Annotated in this window: 18 protein-coding genes; 11 read left to right on the top strand and 7 right to left on the bottom strand. The window is 71.2% G+C overall.

Annotated elements, in window-relative coordinates:
- The first annotated feature begins 54 nt into the window (after window positions 1-54).
- Complete coding sequence (locus tag AC1ROW_RS12775; RefSeq protein ID WP_493019281.1) at window positions 55-447, top strand: DUF3054 domain-containing protein; 393 nt, start codon at window positions 55-57, stop codon at window positions 445-447.
- A 3-nt stretch (window positions 448-450) separates the two neighbouring features.
- Here the strand turns inward: AC1ROW_RS12775 and AC1ROW_RS12770 are convergent, their stop codons facing one another.
- From AC1ROW_RS12770 to AC1ROW_RS12755, 4 genes are read right to left on the bottom strand one after another with little or no spacing between them, the layout of a single operon-like run.
- On the bottom strand, window positions 451-1,779 hold the full coding sequence (locus AC1ROW_RS12770; protein WP_493019280.1) for a DUF445 domain-containing protein: 1,329 nt from the start codon (window positions 1,777-1,779) through the stop codon (window positions 451-453).
- Complete coding sequence (locus tag AC1ROW_RS12765) at window positions 1,776-2,885, bottom strand: aminopeptidase P family protein (protein ID WP_493019279.1); 1,110 nt, start codon at window positions 2,883-2,885, stop codon at window positions 1,776-1,778. The genes AC1ROW_RS12770 and AC1ROW_RS12765 overlap by 4 nt, the downstream gene beginning before the upstream one ends.
- 5 nt (window positions 2,886-2,890) lie before the next feature.
- Window positions 2,891-4,051: an acyl-CoA dehydrogenase family protein gene (locus tag AC1ROW_RS12760; RefSeq protein ID WP_493019278.1), complete on the bottom strand. Its 1,161-nt coding sequence runs from the start codon at window positions 4,049-4,051 to the stop codon at window positions 2,891-2,893.
- Between the two features lie 50 nt (window positions 4,052-4,101).
- The gene (locus tag AC1ROW_RS12755) at window positions 4,102-4,857 is read right to left on the bottom strand and encodes an SDR family NAD(P)-dependent oxidoreductase (RefSeq protein ID WP_493019277.1); all 756 of its coding nucleotides are present in this window, start codon (window positions 4,855-4,857) and stop codon (window positions 4,102-4,104) included.
- A 60-nt stretch (window positions 4,858-4,917) separates the two neighbouring features.
- On the opposite strand from AC1ROW_RS12755, the gene AC1ROW_RS12750 reads away from it, so the two are divergent.
- Together AC1ROW_RS12750 and AC1ROW_RS12745 are read left to right on the top strand one after the other, a co-directional pair.
- Window positions 4,918-5,580, top strand: coding sequence for a TetR/AcrR family transcriptional regulator (locus tag AC1ROW_RS12750; protein ID WP_493019276.1), 663 nt, complete (start codon window positions 4,918-4,920; stop codon window positions 5,578-5,580).
- Window positions 5,565-6,419 (top strand): alpha/beta fold hydrolase, encoded by an 855-nt coding sequence (locus AC1ROW_RS12745; protein WP_493019275.1) that lies wholly within the window; start codon window positions 5,565-5,567, stop codon window positions 6,417-6,419. Before AC1ROW_RS12750 ends, AC1ROW_RS12745 begins: the two co-directional genes overlap by 16 nt.
- Here AC1ROW_RS12745 and AC1ROW_RS12740 read toward each other — a convergent pair.
- Entirely contained in the window at window positions 6,380-6,970 is a 591-nt protein-coding gene (locus tag AC1ROW_RS12740; RefSeq protein ID WP_493019274.1) for a TetR/AcrR family transcriptional regulator, read from the bottom strand. The genes AC1ROW_RS12745 and AC1ROW_RS12740 overlap by 40 nt on opposite strands.
- Window positions 6,971-7,074: 104 nt before the next feature.
- Between AC1ROW_RS12740 and AC1ROW_RS12735 the strand changes: the two genes are divergently transcribed.
- Both AC1ROW_RS12735 and AC1ROW_RS12730 read left to right on the top strand, forming a co-directional pair.
- Complete coding sequence (locus AC1ROW_RS12735) at window positions 7,075-8,226, top strand: ABC transporter permease (RefSeq protein ID WP_493019273.1); 1,152 nt, start codon at window positions 7,075-7,077, stop codon at window positions 8,224-8,226.
- A 9-nt stretch (window positions 8,227-8,235) separates the two neighbouring features.
- Complete coding sequence (locus AC1ROW_RS12730) at window positions 8,236-9,216, top strand: aldo/keto reductase (protein WP_493019272.1); 981 nt, start codon at window positions 8,236-8,238, stop codon at window positions 9,214-9,216.
- A 41-nt stretch (window positions 9,217-9,257) separates the two neighbouring features.
- On the opposite strand, the gene AC1ROW_RS12725 is transcribed toward AC1ROW_RS12730, so the two are convergent.
- Both AC1ROW_RS12725 and AC1ROW_RS12720 read right to left on the bottom strand, forming a co-directional pair.
- Window positions 9,258-10,079, bottom strand: a complete 822-nt coding sequence (locus tag AC1ROW_RS12725) for an endonuclease domain-containing protein (RefSeq protein WP_493019271.1) — start codon at window positions 10,077-10,079, stop codon at window positions 9,258-9,260.
- A 197-nt stretch (window positions 10,080-10,276) separates the two neighbouring features.
- Complete coding sequence (locus tag AC1ROW_RS12720; protein ID WP_493019270.1) at window positions 10,277-11,488, bottom strand: MFS transporter; 1,212 nt, start codon at window positions 11,486-11,488, stop codon at window positions 10,277-10,279.
- 283 nt (window positions 11,489-11,771) lie between these two features.
- Here AC1ROW_RS12720 and AC1ROW_RS12715 point away from each other — a divergent pair, with 283 nt between their 5' ends.
- The 6 genes from AC1ROW_RS12715 to AC1ROW_RS12690 all read left to right on the top strand — a co-directional run bounded on the left by AC1ROW_RS12715 (window position 11,772) and on the right by AC1ROW_RS12690 (window position 20,172).
- Complete coding sequence (locus tag AC1ROW_RS12715; RefSeq protein ID WP_493019269.1) at window positions 11,772-14,261, top strand: ribonucleoside-diphosphate reductase subunit alpha; 2,490 nt, start codon at window positions 11,772-11,774, stop codon at window positions 14,259-14,261.
- 113 nt (window positions 14,262-14,374) lie between these two features.
- Window positions 14,375-15,364: a ribonucleotide-diphosphate reductase subunit beta gene (locus AC1ROW_RS12710; protein WP_345834361.1), complete on the top strand. Its 990-nt coding sequence runs from the start codon at window positions 14,375-14,377 to the stop codon at window positions 15,362-15,364.
- Window positions 15,365-15,389: 25 nt separating this feature from the next.
- Window positions 15,390-16,262: a sulfurtransferase gene (locus AC1ROW_RS12705; RefSeq protein WP_493019268.1), complete on the top strand. Its 873-nt coding sequence runs from the start codon at window positions 15,390-15,392 to the stop codon at window positions 16,260-16,262.
- Window positions 16,263-16,313: 51 nt separating this feature from the next.
- Entirely contained in the window at window positions 16,314-17,336 is a 1,023-nt protein-coding gene (locus AC1ROW_RS12700; protein WP_493019267.1) for a PLP-dependent cysteine synthase family protein, read from the top strand.
- Between the two features lie 69 nt (window positions 17,337-17,405).
- Window positions 17,406-18,707 (top strand): NtaA/DmoA family FMN-dependent monooxygenase, encoded by a 1,302-nt coding sequence (locus tag AC1ROW_RS12695; RefSeq protein WP_493019266.1) that lies wholly within the window; start codon window positions 17,406-17,408, stop codon window positions 18,705-18,707.
- 1 nt (window position 18,708) lies between these two features.
- A complete protein-coding gene (locus AC1ROW_RS12690; RefSeq protein ID WP_493019265.1) occupies window positions 18,709-20,172 on the top strand; it encodes an aromatic amino acid lyase in 1,464 nt (487 codons plus the stop codon).
- Window positions 20,173-20,240 lie beyond the last annotated feature (68 nt).

The raw sequence follows: 20,240 nt of genomic DNA, 5'->3' as shown, positions 1-20,240 counted from the left end.
GCTGCACGGGTCGCATCCAGCGAACGCTCGGGCGCGGCACCGTAGCATCGACGCGTGAAATCCTGGAGGACAGCGGCCGTGGCGTTCGTGATCGACGCCGTCCTGATCCTCGTGTTCGTGCTCGTCGGGCGTCGCAGCCACGGCGAGGCGGCGAACGTCTCCGGGGTGCTCGCCACCTACTGGCCGTTCTTCATCGGCCTGGTCGCCGGCTGGCTGGTCACCTGGGCCTGGCGCCGCCCGCTCGCGCTGATCTGGCCGGGCGTCCCGGTCTGGCTGATGACGGTCGCGCTCGGGATGCTCATCCGCACCTCCGCCGGGCAGGGCGTCGAGCCGGCGTTCATCGCGGTGGCGTTCGTGGTGCTCGGGGTGTTCCTGGTGGGGTGGCGCGTCGCGGCGATCCCGTTCGCGCGGCGGCGGGCGCTGCGGCGGGCACAGCCCCAGCCGTAGCCCTCAGAACGCCGCGGAGATGACCGTCGCCACCGTATAGATCGCCAACCCCGCCAGCGCCCCCACCACGGTCCCGTTGATCCGGATGAATTGCAGGTCCCGCCCGACCTGGGTCTCGATCTTGTCCGTCGTCTCCGCCGGGTCCCAGCCGCGCACCGTCTCGGTGATGACGCTCGCGATGTCGTGCCGGTAGGTCGACACCAGGTGGCCGGCCGCGCCCGCGATGCGCTGGTTGAGGGAGGCGCGCAGCTCCGGGTCGGCGGCGACCCGTTCCGCGGCGTCGGAGAGGGCCGCCGATGCCCGGTTGCGGAGTTCGCCGTCCGGGTCGCTGAGAGCGTCCACAGCCGCCGAGCGGGCCGCCGCCCAGGCCTGCCCGGCGAGCTCGCGGATGCGCGGGTCGTCGAACGCGCGCTCCTTGGCGGCCTCCAGCCCGGCGATCGTCTCCGGGTCGTGCTGGAGGCGGTCGGCAAGCTCGGCGAGGTAGCCGTCGAACGCCCGCCGGGCGCGGTGTGCGGGGTCGCGGCGCACGTCGGCGACGAAGCGGCGCAGCTCCTGGTACACCCGCTCGTCCACCAGCCGGTCCACGAAGGACGGCATCCACGACGGCAGCCGGCCGGAGACCAGGTTGCTCAGGGCGTCGGGGTGGATGACCAGCCAGTCGTCGAACCGGTCGAGCAGGAGGTCGACGGCGGCGTGGTGGCCTCCGGAGCTGAGGATGCGCTCGCCGAGGCGGCCGATCGGCGGCGCCCAGTCCGGTTCGATCACGTGCGTGCGCACAACCGCCTCGACCGCTTCGCGCATCCGGTCGTCGTCGAGCAGGCCGAAGAAGCCGACCGCGGCGCCGGAGGCCTCGTCCACCACCCGGCGCGCGTTGCCGGCCTCGGTCAGCCAGCGGGCGGCGGCGCCGGAGACGTCGTAGGCGCCCAGCCGCGTCGCGACCACGTCGTCGGACAGGAACTCGGTCTCCACGAACTCGCCCAGCGTCTCGCCGATCTCGTCCTTGCGGGTCGGGATGATCGCGGTGTGCGGGATGCGGAGGCCCAATGGATGCTTGAACAGCGCCGTCACGGCGAACCAGTCCGCGAGCGCGCCGACCATCGCGCCCTCCGCGGCGGCGCGCACGAAGCCGAGCCACGGGTAGCGGTCCTGCAGTGCGAAGGAGACGGCGAAGATCACGGCCGCGACGGCGAGCAGGCTCGTCGCGAGCACCTTCATGCTGCGCAGGGCGCGACGGCGCTCGGCGTCGCGGCGCTCGGCCTCGGCGCGCTCGGCGGCGAGGCGTCGCCGGTCGGCGCTCTCCGGGTCGCCCGTGCGGGCCGTCGGCGCGGTCACCGGACGAGGTGGAGCTCGCGGCCGGTGTTGTTCAGCCGGTGCGCGCCGTCCTCGTCGGCGACCACGATGTCCTCGATGCGCACGCCGAACCTCCCCGGCAGGTAGATGCCCGGCTCGATCGAGAAGCACATCCCCGCGACGATGGGCTGCTCCTCGCCCTCCACCAGGTACGGCGGCTCATGCGTCGTCGTGCCGATGCCGTGGCCGACCCTGTGCACGAAGTACTCGCCGTAGCCGGCCTCCCGGATGACGGCGCGGGCGGTGCGGTCGATCTCCTGCAGCGGCACGCCGACCGCGACCGCCTCGAAGGCGGCCTGCTGGGCGCGCTTCACCACCTCGAAGACCTCGTGCTCCTCGTCGGTCGGCTCGCCGACGTGGACCGTGCGGGTGGTGTCCGAGCCGTAGCCGTCCATCAGGCCGCCGAAGTCGAGCACCACCATGTCGCCCTCCTGGATGACCCGGTCGCCGGCCTCGTGGTGCGGGTTCGCGCCGTTGGGGCCGGAGCCGACGATCGTGAAGTCCACCTGGGAGTGGCCGTGCGCGCGCAGCAGCCGGTCCAGGTCGGCGGCCACCTCGTTCTCCCGGCGGCCGGCGAAGGCGACGGTCAGGATGTCCTCGAAGGTCGCGTCGGCCGCGGCGCCGGCAGCAGCGAGCCGGTCGATCTCGTCGGGTCCCTTGACCGCGCGCAGCATCGGCAGGGCGGCCGAGATGGCGGCGAACCGCACGTCCGGGAGCTCGTGCTGGAGGGCCAGCAGGTGCAGCGCCCAGGCCGAGTCGGAGACGGCGTAGCGGCCGCCCGACCAGAGCTGGTCGATTAGGGCCGCGTGCTCGTCCTGGCCGTCGGCCCAGGTGAGCAACCGGATCGCGCCGGCGGCCCGGGTGGCGGCGGCGCTGTCGCGCTCCAGCACGGGCACGATCATCGTCGGCTCCCCGTCGCTCGGGATCACCAGCATGGTCAGCCGCTCGGTCACCGGCGGGAGGTAGTCCGCGAAGTAGGCGAGGTCCGGCCCTGGGGCGACCAGCAGCGCGTCGAGCCCTGCCTCCTTCGCCTGCGCGGCTCCTCGAGCCAGCCGGTCGGCGAAGTGCTGTGCGGTGAGCTGCTGCATGGCGGTCACTCCTCGATCGGGCCCAGCCAGGCGTTCGCGACGGTGGTGTGCGCCGACTCGGCGTCGGACGGGTGGAAGATGCCCGCGAGGACGTCGCGGTACAGCCTCCCGAGCTCGTTGCCGGCGAAGAAGGTCGAGCCGCCGGAGACCCGGATGGCCTGGTCGACGACGCGGCGGGCGGTCTCGGTGGCGCGGACCTTCATCCCGACCAGCTTGGGGAACCACTGCGAACCGTGGTCGGCGAGCGTGTCGACGTCGCGCGTGATCGCGTCGAGCTGGGGCAGCAGCGCGTCCTGGTCGATCGCCGCGGAGGCGACCCGCCAGCGGATGTCCGGGTCGTTCGCGTAGCTGCGGCCGTCGTTCTTGAGGCTCTTCCTGCGGTGGGCGGATGCCACGGCCAGCTCCAGCGCCCGGGCGCCGATGCCGGTGTATACGGCGGCGAGCAGCAGCTCGAAGTTCGCGAAGATCGCGAAGACGAGCGGGTCGGGGTTGGGGCCGGGGTCGAGGCGGCGCACGACGCGGTCGGCCGGGGCGAGCGCGCCGTCGAGCACGGTCGTGCTGCTCTGCGTCGCGCGCATCCCGATGGTGTCCCAGTCCTCGCGGATCTCGAAACCGCCGCCGGTGCGCTCCACGAAGCCGTAGACGATCTTCGGGCCGTCGGCGCTGGTCGTGTCGAGACCCATCGTCCCGAGCCGCGTCCACGCGGGGGAGAGGGACGTGAAGATCTTGGTGCCGTAGTAGCGGTACGAGCCGTCCGCCTGCGGCCGGGCCTCGGTCGTCGAGCCGAACAGCACGAGGTCGTTGCCCGCCTCGCTCAGGCCGAACGCGAAGACCTCGCCGGCTCCGGCCTCCCGGAGCAGGAACTCCAGCGAGTCGTCGCCGCGGTCGCGCAGCGTCTTGGCGACGCCGGTCCAGACCAGGTGCATGTTCACCGCGAGGGCGGTGGCGGGCGCGGCGCCCGCGAGGCGGACCTGGAGGCGCGCGGTCTGCTCCAGCGAGAGGCCGAGGCCCCCGAACTCCACCGGGACCAGTGCCTTCAGGTAGCCGGCGTCGGCCAGCTCGGCGAAGTCCTCGGTGAAGAACCGGTTCTCCGCGTCGTACTCGGCGGCCCGGGAGCGGAACCGCTCGAGTCGCTCCTCGCTCAACAGCTCGCTGTGCTCGGTCACGCTCCTCAGCCTAGGGGAGCGCGACCGGGCACGGCACTGCTGGCGCGGACTCAGGAGGCGGTGTAGCCGCCGTCCACGAGGTGGTAGCTGCCGGTGATGAACGACGCGGCGTCGGAGGCGAGGAAGGCGACGAGCGCCGCGACCTCCTCCGGCTCGCCCAGACGGCCGAGCGCGTGCTTGCCCTCGAGGAACTGCAGGGCCTCCGGGCTCAGGTTGGCCTCCACCAGGGGCGTCTTGATGAAGCCCGGGCCGACGGCGACGACGCGCACCTTCTTGTCCGCGTACTCCAGCGCCGCGTTCTGGGTGAGGCCGAGGAGGCCGTGCTTGGCGGTGACGTAGGCGGACGAGTTCGCGAAGCCCACGCTGCCGAGGATGGACGCCATGTTGACGATCGCGCCGCCGCCGTTCGCGGCCATCGCGGTCAGCTGCGGCTGCATCGAGTACAGCACCGCGTTGAGGTTGACCTCGATGACCTTGCGCCAGCCGTCCAGCGAGTAGTCGGCGACCGGGGCGGCCTCCCCGCCGATGCCGGCGTTGTTGACCGCGATCTTCAGCGGCGCGAGGGCGTTCGCGGCCTCGACGCTCGCCGTGGCGAACGCGGGGTCGGTCACATCGCCCGCGAGCGCGGCGGCGGTACCGCCCGCGGCCTCGATCTCGGCGACGACGGCCTTGGCGTGCTCCTCGTTCAGGTCGGTGACCAGGACCGCGGCCCCGCTGGCCGCGAGGGTCAGCGCCACTGCGCGCCCGATGCCCGAGCCACCGCCGGTGACGATCGCTGACCGGCCGGCGACATCGTACTGAGCCATGAATTGTTCTCCTTCCAGATATCCGACACCTGTCGGATAAGCCCATTGTACGATCGGAAGGTGAACACGGGGAGGCCGAACGGCCCGCGGCCGGATGTGCCGGGAGCGAACACGGCCGCCAGCGCCGCGCCGGCGGTCGCGCGGACGCGCCTCGACGCGCGCCAGGAGAAGACGCTGGCGCGGCTCAGCGCCGCCGTGCTCGCCCTCGCGGCCGAGCGGCCGATCACGGAGGTGACCGTCTCCGGCCTGGCCTCGGCCGCGGGCGTGCACCGGTCGACCGTGTACGAGTACGCGGCGTCGCCCGCCACCCTCCTCCAGCGCGTGCTGCGCGCGGAACTCGACGAGCTGCGCGCCGCCTACCTGGTGGACGTCGCCCCCGACGACGCCGCCGCGGCAATCAGCGGCGTCACTCGCGCGGTCCTCCAGCACGTGGACGAGCACGATGCCGTCTACCGCCGCGGTCTCGGACCTCAGGGTGCGGAGGCCGGCCTGCACGCGATGCTCAGCGAGCACTTCCAGGGCTCCATCGAACTGCTGCTCGACCAGCACAGCGTCAGCGTCCCGGCCGGCGACGACCTGGAGCGGCGGGCGATCGAGCGCTACCTGGCCGACGGCATCATCGGAGCGATCGAGGTGTGGCTCACCCGGCCGCGGCCGCGCGACGTCGATGCGCTGCTCGCGCTCCTCGAACGCCTCACGCCGCCCTGGTGGCCGGACCGATGACCGGCTTCCTCGACCGGGTGCGCCGCGCGCTCGGCCTCCGCCGCGCGCCGCTGCTGCACATCGCGTCCGATGTCGGGGAGGGCCCGGTCGTCGTGCTCGTGCACGGCATCGCGTCCTCGTCGGTGACGTTCCAGAACCTCGTCCCGCTGCTGGAGCCGCGGCATCGCGCCATCTCCATCGACATCCTCGGTTTCGGCCGCTCCCCGGCGCCGGAGGACGCGCAGTACACGCTCGAGGAGCACGTGGCCGCGCTCGACCGGACGCTGCGCTCGCTGAAGCTGCGCGAGCCGTACGTCCTCGTCGGTCACTCGCTCGGCAGCCTGATCGTCGCGCGCTACGCGGCCGAGCATCCCGGAGCGCTCAGCCGGCTCGTGCTGGTCGCGCCGCCGGTCTATGGCACCCCCACCGAGATCGGCGACCGGCGGGTGCGCACCCGGGTCAGCGCCTACCTGCGGGCGTACGAGTTCTTGCGCAACAACAAGGAGTTCACCCTCCGCAACGCGAGCATCCTCGGCCGGCTGCTGCCGATCAAGAACGTCTTCGAGATCACCGAGAAGAGCTGGCGGCCGTTCGTGCTGTCGCTGGAGAACTGCATCGAGCGGCAGACGGTGATCGGGGATCTCGCGCGGGTTCGCATCCCGGTGGAGGTGGTCTACGGCACGATGGACGCCTTCATCGCGCCCGGCAGCCTCAGTGTCATCGAGGCCATGCGGCACGTGACGATGCACCGCGTGGAGGCCAACGACCACCTCATCCGCAAGCGGCTCGCGCGGGTCGTCGCGGCGGCGTGCGACGCGGGTCAGTCGGCCAGGGACATCGAGGCGACGACCGCGAGGTAGGTCTCCCCGTCGAAGCCGTCGAACAGCACGGTCTGGGTGACGTAACCCTGCACGAGTCCCATGTACACCGGCGCCTGACGCGCGGCCAGGGCCCGCGCCTCCTCGATGGGCAGGGTCTGGGCGTGCCAGTCGGTCAGGTAGCCGGCGAACATGGCGCGGATCCGGCCGCCGATCTCCGACGACATCTGCTTCAGCCGCGGATTGATCGGCACCTGTCCCCAGACCTGCACCAGGAGCTGGAGGTCCACGATGTGCGTCGTCAGGCCGGTGACGAGCATGCGCACGATCTCGCCGGGCGTGGGGAGGGGCTGCTGAGCGCGCGCCTCCTCGACCTCAAGGAACCGGGCGTCGAGGATCTCCGACGCGGTCAGCTCCATCAGCTCGTCTTTGCTGGTGAAGTGCCCGTAGATCGCGCCGGCGGAGAGCCCGGACTCGGCGATGATGTCGGCCATCGAGGTGGCGGCGAAGCCGTTGCGCGCGAAGCAGCGGAGGGCGGCCTGGGCGATCTCGTGGCGGCGAGCGCTGCGATACTCCTCGGTGACCTTCGGCATCCGGCTCTCCTTGCGACGGGAAAAAGAACGTTCGTTCTTGACAATAGCGTCCGCCGTGTCGATTATAAAGAACGAGCATTCGTTTTTCTTGAGTGGAGGCCGCCATGAGCACCAGCACCGACCGGGACGTCGACCGTCCCGACGCGGAACGGCACGACGCGGAACGGCACGGCGCGCACCGCGAGCACGTCGCGTCGCCGTCAGAGCGGGCCGCAGGCCCCGTCGTCCGCACGCCCTGGGCGCGGGCCCTCGCGCTCGCCGTGGGAGCGGCGGCCATCGTCGTCGTCATCCTGCTCGCCTTCCTCTGGCCGACCGTGACGTCCACGGTCAAGGACCTCCCGCTCGGGATCGCCGGCCCGTCCGCGCAGGTGAGCGCGGTCGAGGACCAGCTCGACAAAGCGGCTGGTGGCGCGTTCGCGATCACCACGCTGAGCGACCGGCAGGCGGCCGTCGACGCGATCCGGAAGCGCGATGTCTACGGCGCGATCGTTCTCGGCGAGAGCCCGGAGGTGCTGACCGCCTCCGCCAACGGCGCGGCGGTTTCGCAGATCCTGAACCAGGTCGCGGGCAAGCTTCAGGCGGCGGCCAACGCGCAGGCGCAGGCGGCCGTGCAGCAGGCCATCGCCTCGGGCCACGCGCCCGCGGGCGCGAAGGCGCCGACCATCACGGTGAAGGTGACCGACGTCGTCCCGCTCGCCTCCACCGACGCGCGCGGGCTCGGGCTCGCCGCGTCGTCGTTCCCGCTCGTGCTGGGCGGGATGCTCGGCGGCGTGCTCATCTCCCTGCTGGTCGCCGGGAGCTGGCGCCGCCTGGGCGCCGTCACGCTCTACGGGGTGGCCGGCGGACTGGCGGTGACCGGAATCCTGCAGGGCTGGTTCGGCGTCCTGCAGGGCGATTACTGGCTGAACGCGCTCGCGGTCGGGCTGGCGATGTTCGCGATCGCGGCCTTCGTGGTCGGGATGAACGCGCTGTTCGGGCGCGTCGGCATCGCGATCGGCGCGGTGCTGACCGTGCTGGTCGGCAATCCGCTGTCGGCCGCCGCTCAGCCGCTGCAGTTCCTGGTCGGGCCGTGGGGCGCGATCGGGCAGTGGTTCGTTCCGGGCGCCTCGGTCACGCTGCTGCGCGACCTGTCGTACTTCCCGTCCGCGGACGCGCTGTTCCCGTGGCTCGTGCTGATGGGCTGGGCCGCCGTCGGGGTGGTCGGGATGCTCGCGGGACACTTCCGCAACCAGGAGGTTACCAAAGCTGCGGCCTAGGCTGGGCGCATGCAGAATCGCACTCTCGGACGGACCGGACGCGACGTGTCGGTCATCGGTCTCGGCACCTGGCAGCTCGGCGCCGACTGGGGCGACGTGACGGAGGCCGACGCGCTCGCCGTCCTCGACGCGGCGACAGAGGCCGGAGTCACCTTCTTCGACACCGCCGACGTCTACGGCGACGGCCGCAGCGAGCAGCTCATAGGCCGTTACCGCGCCGCCCGCCCGGACCTCCCGTTGACCATCGCCACCAAAATGGGCCGGCGGGAGGCGCAGGACCCGGCGAACTTCACACTTGCCAAATTCCGCGAGTGGACGGACCGCTCCCGCCGGAACCTCGGGATGGACACGCTCGACCTCGTCCAGCTGCACTGCCCGCCCACTCCGGTGTTCTCGAACGCCGCCGTCTACGACGCGCTCGACACCCTGGTGGCGGACGGTGCCATTGCGAACTACGGCGTCAGCGTCGAGACCTGCGCCGAGGCGCTGGAGGCCATCGCGCGCCCGGGGACGGCGACTGTCCAGATCATCCTCAATGCCTTCCGGCTGAAGCCGCTCGACGAGGTGCTGCCGGCGGCGCGGGAGGCCGGGGTCGGCATCATCGCGCGGGTGCCGCTGGCCTCCGGGCTGCTGAGCGGCCGCTACTCGGAGTCCACGGAGTTCGCGCCCGACGACCACCGCAGCTACAACCGCCACGGCGAGGCGTTCGACGTGGGGGAGACCTTCTCCGGCGTCGACTACGCGGAGGGCGTGCGCGCGGCCCGCGAGTTCGCGGCGCTCGCCCCGGAGGGCGCGACGCCCGCGCAGGCGGCCCTTGCCTGGATCATCGCGCAGGACGGCGTGAGCAGCGTCATCCCCGGCGCCCGCTCGCCCGAGCAGGCCCGCGCGAACGCCGCCGCCGCCGACGTCGCCCTGCCCACCGGCTTCGCCGACGCCGTCCGCGCCCTCTACGACCGCACCTTCCGCGCCACGACGCACCCGCGCTGGTGAAACGTGAGTAATCGCGGAAATCCGTCGTCGGATTTCCGCGATTACTCACGTCTCGTCGCCAGGAGGTGGGAGAGGCGGGTGAGGAGAGGGAGCGGGTTGCGGAGGTCCGCGGCCGTGACGCGGACGACGCGCCAGCCGAGGTCCTCGAGATGCTCGCGCCGGTGGATGTCGCGGAACCAGACCTCTCTGTCGACACGGTGGCCGTCACCCTCGTATTCGAGGATCACGCGCTCTGACGGGTAAGCCATATCGACGCGCGCGAGGAAGCTCCCATCGGGACGGTGGATCAAATAGTTCAGCCACGGCTCCGCGAGCCCCGCATCGAGAAGGATCAACCGCAGTCGCGTCTCGGCGGCCGACTCCGACCTCGTTCGGACGAGCGGCAGCGCAGCCCGCGCGGTCGCGATACCCCGCCTCCCGGATGCGGCACCCACGATCTCCGCCAGCGCTTCGGCCGTCGTCAGCGGGTGTCGGTAGCTCAGCAGCCAATCCCCGACGGCGACGAGCGCGTCGCGACCGAGGATGGCGGCCAGGTCCAGCCACGTCTGCTCGGGAGTGGTCAGCGGCAGGCCGCGAAAAGAGATCGTCCTCCAGGCGGAGAGCGTGTGGCCCACGACGGATGCCGCCTGCACGGCGCGACCGCCGGCGGGGACGCTCACATGGAGCCGGTCGTCTCCGCGGGCTGCCGCCGGGAGGGGCGCCCCCAAAAGCTCCGCCGCTGTCGTGTGGCTGAACGCGACGCGCTCCTGCCGGTGCAGCAGGAAGGCGCGGCAGCGCGTCTCCAATCCCGCGTCCCCGCCGGTGACCCGCACGCCCCTGATCGGGGTATGCAGGTCGCTCGCCCGGAGCCGTCCCGCCGACACGCCCTTCTCCAAGGCGTCCCGTGTCCGGAACGCGCCCGAACGGAAATCCCGCCCTAACTCCGCTGCCCGTCTCCCCATCCCGCCACCCTGCCGGACCCTCCCCGATCCCCGCTCCCGTTCTCCACAGCCGGCGACCGAGACGTGACTAAACGCGGAAAAGCTGTGGAAGATTTCCGCGATTAGTCACGTTTCGGCGGCTAGGAGGGCTGGACGGGGACGGGCTCGGTGTCGGGGATGGGGGAGGCGTCGCGGCCGCGCAGGTCGGGGTGGACCCGCCACGCGAGTGCGGGGACCAGGAAGCCGACGAACGCGAACGCGCCGGCGGCCCAGAATGCGCCGACAGGGCCGTGGGCGTCGATCAGGAAGCCCGCGAGCGCGGAGCCCAGCGCCGCACCGATGAGCTGCCCGGTGCCGACCCAGCCGTAGGCCTCCGCCGTGTCCGAGAACTTGACGCTCGCCGACACGATCGCGAACAGCACAGCCAGGGCCGGGGCGATGCCGAGGCCGGCGACGATGAGCGTCAGCGACAGTCCCCACCACGACCACAGCATGAACGTGGAGATGACGACGCCGACGAACACGATCAGCATCCGGCGCGCTGTCGCCCACGGCCCGATCGGGATGTGCCCGAACGCGAGTCCGCCGACCAGCGAGCCCAGCGACCAGATCGCCAGCACGATGCCGGCGAACGGCGAGCCCTCGCCGAAGTTCGCCACGACCCCGGCCTCCACCGCCGCGCAGGAGCCGATCAGCAGGAAGCCGACCACGGTCGCCAGCAGCACGGGAGGCCGCGCCAGCACCACGCCGAACCGGCGCTTGCTGCGCGGGATGCGCACCCGGCCGACCTCGGGGGAGGAGATGAACCAGGCGCCGCCGAGCAGCATGATCGCCACCGACATCAGGATGCCCTCGACGGTGCCGATCTGGGTGGAGACGAAGGTGATCGCGACCGGGCCCGCGATCCAGATGATCTCCTGCGCGGACGCGTCGAGCGAGAACAGCGGCGTGAGCTGCCGCGAGTTCACCATCTTCGGGTAGATCGTCCGCACGGCCGGCTGGATGGGCGGCATGCTGAGGCCCGCGAAGAACGCGACAGCCATCGTGAGCGGGATGGGCATGACGAACACGCCGATCGCTGCGACGGCGGCCGAGCAGAGCGCGAGGGTCGTCCACAGCACCGTGCGCATCCCGAGCACGCCCATCAGGCGGCTGGTCATCGGGCCGGCGATCGCCTGGCCGATGCTCATCGCGCCGAGCACCAGCCCGGCCGCGCCGTAGGAGTGGTGGATGCGCTCGATGTGCAGCAGGAACGCCAGCGAGAGCATCCCGAACGGGAAGCGCGCGGTCAGCTGCGCGGCGATGATGCGCGCGACGCCGGGCGTCTTCAGAAGGCTCGAGTAGCTGCTCACAGTCTTCTCACTCTATCGGTCCGGCTCCGTCAGGGAAGGGCCGTGAAACCTGTTCGGGGGGTGTGGAAATGTGCATAACTTCTGCACACCTGTGGATGACACGCCCACTAGATATGGGGGCATGGAAATGTCGGCACCCGGCTATATAGTGGTGGACGCGACAGGGGGTCCGATCGGCTCCCGGGGCTCCCGGACGGAGCTTTCGGGGCGTCCCGCCGGCCTGGAGCAAGGGACTTCGCCGCTCACCGGAGCGGCACCGTTGAGGTAAACAGAGGGAGAGAAAGTGGCTATCACTGTTGTGAAGCGGAACGGCGAGCGCGAGCCGTACGACGCCAACAAGATCAACCTGGCCATCGAGCACGCCGCCGCCGGTCTGGACGAGAACATCACCTGGGTCACCCAGATCGCCAGCGAGCTGGAGCTGACCCTGTTCGACGGGATCACCACCCAGCAGCTCGACGAGGCGGTCATCCAGGTCGCCCTCCAGAACGTCAAGGACGACCCGGCGTTCGACACCGTCGCCGCACGCCTCCTCCTCAAGACGATCTACAAGCGCGTCCTCGGCGACTACGAGACCCTCGACGAGCTCACCGAGCTGCACACCTCGCACTTCCGCGGCTACATCGAGCGCGGCGTGGCTGAGACCCTCCTCGACTCCCGCTTCACCACCCTCTTCGACCTGGACCGCCTGGCCGCCCACCTCGACCCCTCGCGCGACGAGCTGCTCAAGTACATCGGCGTCGTCACCCTCAACAACCGCTACGGCATCAAGGCCCGCAACGGCGACTCCCTCGAGGTCCCGCAGTACTTCTGGATGCGCATCGCAATGGGCCTGTCCCTCAACGAGGCCGACCCGACCGCGCACGCCCTCGCGTTCTACGACAAGATGTCGCGCCTGGAGTACCTGGCGGCGGGCTCCACCCTCGTCAACGCCGGCACCGCGTACCCGCAGCTCTCCAACTGCTTCGTCATGGAGATGCAGGACGACATCGAGCACATCGCCAAGTCCGTCCGCGACGTGATGTGGCTCACCAAGGGCACCGGCGGCATCGGCCTCTCTGTCACCAAGCTGCGCGCCCAGGGCTCGCCGATCCGCTCCAACAACACCACCTCCACCGGCCCGATCCCGTTCATGCACACGATCGACTCGGTGCTGCGCGCGGTCAGCCGCGGCGGCAAGAAGTTCGGGGCGCTCTGCTTCTACATGGAGAACTGGCACATGGACTTCCCGGAGTTCCTGGACCTCCGCCAGAACTCGGGCGACCCGTACCGCCGCACCCGCACCGCCAACACCGCCGTGTGGATCAGCGACGAGTTCATGAAGCGCGTCCAGAACGACGAGGACTGGTACCTCTTCGACCCGCTGGAGGTCGCCGACCTCAACGAGCTGTACGGCAAGGAGTTCTCGCAGCGCTACGCCGAGTACGTCGCGCTGGCCGAGGCCGGCGAGCTGCGCATGTTCAAGAAGATCAGCGCCCGGTCGCAGTTCAAGGACATCCTGATGAGCCTCCAGACCACCAGCCACCCGTGGCTGACCTGGAAGGACACCATCAACAACCGCGCCCTCAACAACAACACGGGCACGATCCACCTCTCCAACCTCTGCACCGAGATCACGCTGCCGCAGGACCGCGACAACGTGTCGGTCTGCAACCTGGCCTCCATCAACCTGTCGCGTCACCTGATCGACGGCAAGATGGACTGGGAGCGCATCGAGGCGAGCGCGCGCCAGGCCGTCCGCCAGCTCGACAACCTGATCGACATCACCGTCTCCAGCGTCGACGAGGCCGACTTCTCCAACCAGCAGAACCGCGCGATCGGCCTCGGCGTGATGGGCTTCACCGACATCGTCGAGCGCCTCGGCTTCAGCTACGAGAGCGAAGAGGCCTACGCCCTGATCGACGAGATCATGGAGCACGTCTCCTACGCGGCGATCGACGAGAGCGCCGACCTCGCCCGCGAGCGCGGCGCGTACCCGAACTTCGAGGGCTCGCGCTGGTCGAAGGGCCTGGTGCCCTACGACTCGATCGCGCTGACGGAGGCCGACCGCGGCGTCCCGATCACGGTCGACCGCACCATCCGCCTCGACTGGGACCGCCTGCGCGAGAAGGTCAAGGGCGGCATGCGCAACGCCACCCTGATGGCCATCGCGCCCACGGCCTCCATCGGCCTCGTCGCCGGCACCACTCCCGGCTTCGACCCGCAGTTCTCGCAGATCTTCAGCCGGTCGACCTCCTCGGGCAAGTTCCTCGAGGTCAACCGCAACCTGGTCGAGACGCTGCAGGAGCGGGGCATCTGGCAGGACGTCCGCGAGGCGATCCTGCGCTCGCAGGGCGACATCCAGGGCATCGCGGCGATCCCGGACGAGGTGAAGGCCACGTTCAAGACCAGCTTCCAGCTCTCGCCGTACGCCTTCATCGAGGTCGCGGCCCGCGCCCAGAAGTGGATCGACCAGGCGATCAGCCGCAACATGTACCTCGAGACGCGCGACCTCGGCGACATGATGGACATCTACTACGCCGCGTGGGAGAAGGGCGTCAAGACGACCTACTACCTGCACATGAAGCCGCGTCACCAGGCCGAGCAGTCGACCGTCAAGGTCAACAAGGCCGAGGAGATCTCGGGCGGCCGCAGCGGCTTCGCCACGGTGGGCGCCGGGGCTCCGGCCGCGGCTCCCGCCGTCACCGAGACCGCTCCCGCCGCCGCCCCCGCCCGCCGCGGATTCGGTTTCGGCGGCCTGACCTCCAACAGCACCGCTGGGGGTGACAAGTAATGAACAGCACCAAGATCGAGGAGTACTACGTACCCGTCGACCCCATGGACGACCTGCAGTGCGAGTCCTGCCAGTAAGCCCGTAGCCGCGACACAGATAGAAGAGAGAAGCACATGGGCATCCTGGGAACGGGAATCGAGGAGGGCCTCCTCCTCAAGCCGGTGAAGTACCAGTGGGCGATGGACCTCTACGACCAGGCCGTCGCGAACACCTGGTTCCCCAACGAGATCCAGCTCGGCGAGGACATCGCCGACTTCAAGCGGATGACCGACGAGGAGCGTCACGCGGTCACCTTCCTGATGAGCTACTTCAACCCGAACGAGCTCCTGGTGAACAAGGCGCTGGCCTTCGGCGTCTACCCCTACATCAACGCGGCCGAGGCGCACCTCTACCTCGCCAAGCAGATGTGGGAGGAGGCCAACCACTGCATGTCGTTCGAGTACGTCCTGGAGACGTTCCCGATCGACCGCGAGCAGGCCTACAACTCGCACGTCGACATCCCGTCCATGGCGCGCAAGGAGGAGTTCGAGGTCGGCTTCATCAAGCGGATGACCGAGCAGACGCTCGACATCACGACGACCGAGGGCAAGCAGGACTTCATCCGCAACCTCGTCGCGTACAACGTGATCCTCGAGGGCATCTGGTTCTACTCGGGCTTCATGGTGGCGCTGTCGTTCCGCCAGCGGAACCTGCTGCGCAACTTCGGCTCGCTGATCGACTGGGTGGTGCGTGACGAGTCGCTGCACCTCAAGTTCGGCATCAACCTCATCCTGACGGTGCTGGAGGAGAACCCCGACCTGCAGACGCCGGAGTTCGCGAACGAGATCCGCCAGATGATCCTGGACGCCGTGGAGATGGAGGAGCAGTACAACCGCGACCTCCTGCCGGGCGGCATCCTCGGCCTCAACGCCAACTACATCAACCAGTACGTCCGCTACCTGGCCGACCGCCGCCTGGAGGAGCTGGGCTTCGAGGCCGAGTACAAGGTCTCCAACCCTGCCAAGTGGATGGCGACCGCCAACGACACGCTCGAGCTGGTCAACTTCTTCGAGTCGACCAACACCTCGTACGAGTCGAACGCGAAGGCATCGAGCGGTCACTGACATGGCGATGCGGAAATCTCCGCTGATGCGGAACTCTCCGCTGATAACGGCCGCCGCGCTCGACGCCGCTTCCGGGACCGAGTCCCTGTGGAGCGGCGCCGGCCGGCGGCGGTCGACGTTGCGGGTACTCGATGTGCGCTGGAAGCTCGGTGGCCCTCCCGGAGCCGAGGAGTTCGCGAAGGGACACATTCCCGGCGCGGTATACGTTGACCTGGACACCGAGCTGGCCGGCCACGGCGCGCCGACGGACGGCAGGCACCCGCTTCCCGACATCGAAGCGTTCCAGGCGTCCGCGCGACGCTGGGGGCTGAACGACGGGGACAGCGTGGTCGTCTACGATGACGTCTCCGGCACCTCGGCGGCCCGGCTCTGGTGGCTGCTGCGCTACTCCGGGTTCGAGGACGTCCGCGTGCTCGATGGCGGCCTGGCCGCGTGGGTCGCGTTCGGTGGCGGTCTCGACACGACGAGCTCTGCTCCCATACCCGGGACCGTCGAACTCGCCTACGGCTCGCTCCCGACGCTCGACGCGGACGCCGCGGCGGCGCTCCCGGCGAGCGGTGTGCTCCTCGACGCGCGAGCCGGCGAGCGGTTCCGCGGCGAGGTCGAGCCGGTCGATCCGCGCGCCGGGCACATCCCCGGCGCCGTGAGCGCGCCGACCGCCGACACCATCGGGCCGGACGGCCGGATGCTGAGCCCCGAGCGGCTCGCGGCCCGGTTCGCCGAGCTTGGCGTGACCGCGGACACCCCGACGGGCGTCTACTGCGGCTCCGGCGTGACCGCCGCGCACGCCGCGCTCGCGATGGAGGCGGCCGGCCTGCCGATGCCGGCGCTCTACCCCGGCTCGTTCTCCGCCTGGTCCAACGACCCGGGCCGGCCGGTCGCGGTGGGCGCCGCGTAACACGTGGACACAGCCCGTGCGCTTCCCGGCGCACGGGCCTATCGTTCCTCCATGACCGCGCTCGATCTCATCCCCGCCTCCGCCCCCGGGAACCTCCCGCTGGGCGAGGTGTGCGACTCGGCGGCGGCGCTCATCGGCAACACCCCGATCGTCGAACTGCACTCGCTCCCGTCCGGGCTCGATGTGCGGGTCCTGGTCAAGCTGGAGGGCCGCAACCCCGGCGGCTCGTCGAAGGACCGCATCGCGCTCAACATGATCCGCACCGCGGAGGCCGCGGGAATGCTCGCCCCTGGCGGCACCATCGTGGAGGCCACCAGCGGCAACACGGGCATCGGCCTGGCCCTGATCGGCCGGCTCACCGGCCACCCGGTCGTCATCGTTCACGCCTCCGACATCTCCGACGAGAAGCGCAAGGTGCTCGCCGCCTACGGCGCCCGCCTGGTGGAGGCCGACTGGGAGGCGGGTCCGGACGACCCCGGCAATCCCCGCGCGCTCGCCGACCGGATCGCCGCCGAGACCCCGGGCTCCTGGCGCCCGGCCCAGTTCGCGAACACCGCCAACCCTGAAGCCCACTACCGCGGCACCGGCCCGGAGATCTGGCGGCAGACCGCAGGCCGGGTCACCCACTTCGTCGCGTCCATCGGCACCGGCGGCACTGTCAGCGGCACCGGACGCTACCTCAAGGAGGTCAGCGGCGGCGCCGTCGAAGTGCACGGCGCCAACCCTGCCGGCTCGACCTACGACGGCGGCGCGGCGGGCCGCATCCTGGTCGACGGCGTCGGGACCGCGTGGCCGCGCGAGTTCTGGCCGCAGACCTTCGACCCGGGGGTGGTGGACGAGGTGCACACGATCGAGGATGGTGTGGTCTACCGCACGCTTCGCCGGCTCGCCGCCGAAGAGGCGCTGCTGCTCGGACCGTCCTCGGCGCTGGCCGTCGCGGCGGCCCTCCGGGTGGCGAGGGAGGCCCGGCCCGGGTCGGTCATCGTCGCGATCGCGCCGGACGGCGGCACCAACTACCTGACCAAGGCGTACGACGCGGACTGGCTCACCGCCGCGGGCGTCGGCGTCGACTGACCCGACGCCGCCGCAGCGACGACACGACACACGACGGCCGGACCTCCGGTCACGGACAGCAGGGAACGCATGGCACTCCTCCACTTCGGCTGGTTCCTCGGCGCGGGTTTCGGCGTGCAGGGCTGGGGCGACCCGACCTACGGCGTCGGCTACGACTGGAAGCAGCCGCCGATCTACCAGGACGCCGCCCGCGCCTTCGAGGGCGCCGGCTTCGACCTCTTCATCATCGAGGACGGCGTCGCCGTGCCCGACACCTACGGCGGCTCGGCCGAGGTGAACCTCGCCGCCGCGCGGTTCGTCCCCAAGCACGACCCGCTGCCGCTGGTGCCGTACCTGCTCGGCGCGACCTCCCGGCTCGGCGTCGTGCCGACCCTGAGCGCGAGCTTCTACGAGCCGTTCACAGCCGCCCGCCTGCTGAGTACGCTGCAGCACTTCGCCGGCGGCCGGCTCGGCTTCAACGTCGTGACCAGCGGCTCCGACCTCGCCGCGCAGAACTACGGCCTCGACAAGCAGGTGGAGCACGACCTCCGCTACGACCGCGCCGACGAGTGGGTGGAGGTCGTCCGCAAGCTCTGGCGGAGCTGGGAGCCCGACGCGATCGTGGAGGACGTCGCGGGCGGCGTCTTCGCCGACTACCGCAAGGTGCACACGATCGACCACGAGGGCCGCTTCTTCCGCGTCCGCGGTCCGCTCAACACCGCTCCCGCGGCCGAGGATCCGGTGATGGTCCAGGCGGGCGCCTCGGGCCGCGGCCGCGACTTCGCCGGGAAGAACTCGGACGTGGTGCTGGCTCTGGCCTCCACCCCCGAGCGGATGCGGGAGTACCGGGACAGCATCCGCGAGGTCGCCGTGCAGCACGGCCGGGCGGCCGACGCCGTCAAAGTGCTGTTCGTCGTCCAGCCGATCGTGACCGCGAACGCCGAGGAGACCGCGAGCGTCCGGGCGGCGCGCGCCGAGCTGACGCAGGCCGCGATCGACGAGCAGCTGCAGTCGATCAGCTACCTGACCGGCGTCGACTTCAAGACCTTCGACCTCGACGCCCCGCTGCCGGAGGTCACCACCAACAGCAACCGCGGCACGCTCGACAACTTCGTCTCCTCCGCGCCCGCGGGGTCGACGCTGCGCGAGATCCTGCAGACCCGCGCGAAGAAGGACGGCCTGGCGATCATCGGCACGGCCGACGAGGTCGCGGACCACCTGGGCGAGCTCGGGGAGGCCGTCGGCGGCGACGGGTTCCTGTTCACCGGGCAGGTGCATCCGGCGAACGTCCACCGCACCCTCGACCCGCTGGTGCCCGCGCTGCGGCGGCGGGGTCTGCTGCGCACCGAGCTGGGGGATCGCGGCCTGCGGCAGAACCTGGCCGACTTCTGACATGCGCACCGTCCGGTTCGGCGCGCAGGCGCCGTCGGTCTCCGACATCGTCGCGGTCGCGGAGGGCGCCCCGGTCGAGCTCGACACCGACGCGCGGGCGACCATCGCCGCCTCCCGTGCCGTGGTCGACCGCGCGATCGAGGCGGGAGAGCCGGTCTACGGCCTGAACCGCCGGCTCGGCGCTGGTCGGGACGACGCGGTCGAGGCCGACGAGCTGCTCGCGTTCCAGCACCGCACCATCGCGAACCACCGCGGCGGGATCGGCGAACCGCTCACCGAGTCGGAGGCTCGCGCGGTCGTCACCGCCCGGCTGGCCGGCTTCACGCGGGGGGGAGCGGGCGTGCGACCCGAGCTCGCGGACGCGTACGCGGCGCTCTTGAACGCGGGCGTGACGCCGCGCATCCCGTCGCGCGGCTCAGTAGGAGCGGCCGACCTGACCGCGCTGGCCGAGGTGGCCGCGGTCGTCACGGGGACCGGGACGGTGCTGCGCGACGGCGCGGAGGTGCCGGCCGCGTTGGCGCTCGAGGCCGCGGGCCTGGCTCCGATCGAGCTGGCACCGCATGAGGCGCTCGCGGCCCTGAGCGCCAACGCGCTGAGCGTGGGCGTCGGCTCGCTCGCGGCGGTCGCCGCCCGGCAGCTCGCGGAGGCGGCCGACCTGGTCGTCGCGCTGTCACTGGAGGCGGTCGCCTCCCACGGACCCGCGGGCAACCTGAGCCCGTACGCGGAGGCCGTGGCCGAGGCGCGCGGAGGCGAGGGCCAGCGCGCGTCGGCGCACGCGATCCGCGCCGCGCTGGCCGGGAGCGCCCTGGAGGCCGCCGACCGCCCCGTCAGCGTGCAGGACCCGCTCGCCTTCCGCACGGCGCCGCAGCTCCACGGCGCGCTGCGGGAGGCCGTCGCCCGGCTCCGCTCCGAGCTGGAGGTCGAGCTCGGCGCGCGCGCGGAGAACCCGGTGGTCGACCTCCCGAGCGGACGCCTCGTCTCCGGCGGCAACTTCCAGGCGCTCCCGCTGGCGCTCGCGCTGGAGAACCTGCGGCTGGCGCTGGCGCACGTCGCGGAGGCCTCCGAACGCCGCAGCGCGGCACTCTCACTCGCGCTCGCCCCGGCACGCCGGGACGGCCGCACCCGCGTCCCCGGCCTCCTGCTCTACGCAGCGGCCGACGCCGTCGCCGAGGTGCGCCAACTCGCCGCGCCGGCCACACTCGGCAGCTCGACATTGTCGGGCGTGGAGGACCATGCCACCTACGCGCCGCTGGCGCTCCGCCTCCTGCAACGCTCGCTCGCGCTGACCGGCGAGGTGCTGGCGATCGAGGCGCTGCACGCCGCCGACCTGCTCGGCGTTCTCGACGCGGCGCCCACCGGCGCGGGCACGCGGCCGCTCGCGGAAGCGCTCGCCGCCGCGCTCGCCGCTGACGCGGCTCCCGCAGCCGCCCTCGTCGCGGAGACCACCCACCTCCTCCTCGGCTGACGCCGCCGACATTCGTGCCGAATGCCGCGAATACCGTCGCCATTCCCCACATTCGTCACGAATCGCGC

The organism is Leifsonia sp. GW821-FHT13C09 (assembly GCF_058806435.1).
This window is presented reverse-complemented; position numbering and strand designations above follow the sequence as displayed.

Excerpts from the sequence above, each read along its gene's own strand:
- AC1ROW_RS12765 (WP_493019279.1), bottom strand. The coding sequence starts at position 2,885 with ATGCAGCAGCTCACCGCACAGCACTTCGCCGACCGGCTGGCTCGAGGA.
- AC1ROW_RS12755 (WP_493019277.1), bottom strand. The coding sequence starts at position 4,857 with ATGGCTCAGTACGATGTCGCCGGCCGGTCAGCGATCGTCACCGGCGGT.
- AC1ROW_RS12740 (WP_493019274.1), bottom strand. The coding sequence starts at position 6,970 with ATGCCGAAGGTCACCGAGGAGTATCGCAGCGCTCGCCGCCACGAGATC.
- AC1ROW_RS12735 (WP_493019273.1), top strand. The coding sequence starts at position 7,075 with ATGAGCACCAGCACCGACCGGGACGTCGACCGTCCCGACGCGGAACGG.
- AC1ROW_RS12730 (WP_493019272.1), top strand. The coding sequence starts at position 8,236 with ATGCAGAATCGCACTCTCGGACGGACCGGACGCGACGTGTCGGTCATC.
- AC1ROW_RS12710 (WP_345834361.1), top strand. The coding sequence starts at position 14,375 with ATGGGCATCCTGGGAACGGGAATCGAGGAGGGCCTCCTCCTCAAGCCG.
- AC1ROW_RS12705 (WP_493019268.1), top strand. The coding sequence starts at position 15,390 with ATGCGGAACTCTCCGCTGATAACGGCCGCCGCGCTCGACGCCGCTTCC.
- AC1ROW_RS12700 (WP_493019267.1), top strand. The coding sequence starts at position 16,314 with ATGACCGCGCTCGATCTCATCCCCGCCTCCGCCCCCGGGAACCTCCCG.
- AC1ROW_RS12695 (WP_493019266.1), top strand. The coding sequence starts at position 17,406 with ATGGCACTCCTCCACTTCGGCTGGTTCCTCGGCGCGGGTTTCGGCGTG.
- AC1ROW_RS12690 (WP_493019265.1), top strand. The coding sequence starts at position 18,709 with ATGCGCACCGTCCGGTTCGGCGCGCAGGCGCCGTCGGTCTCCGACATC.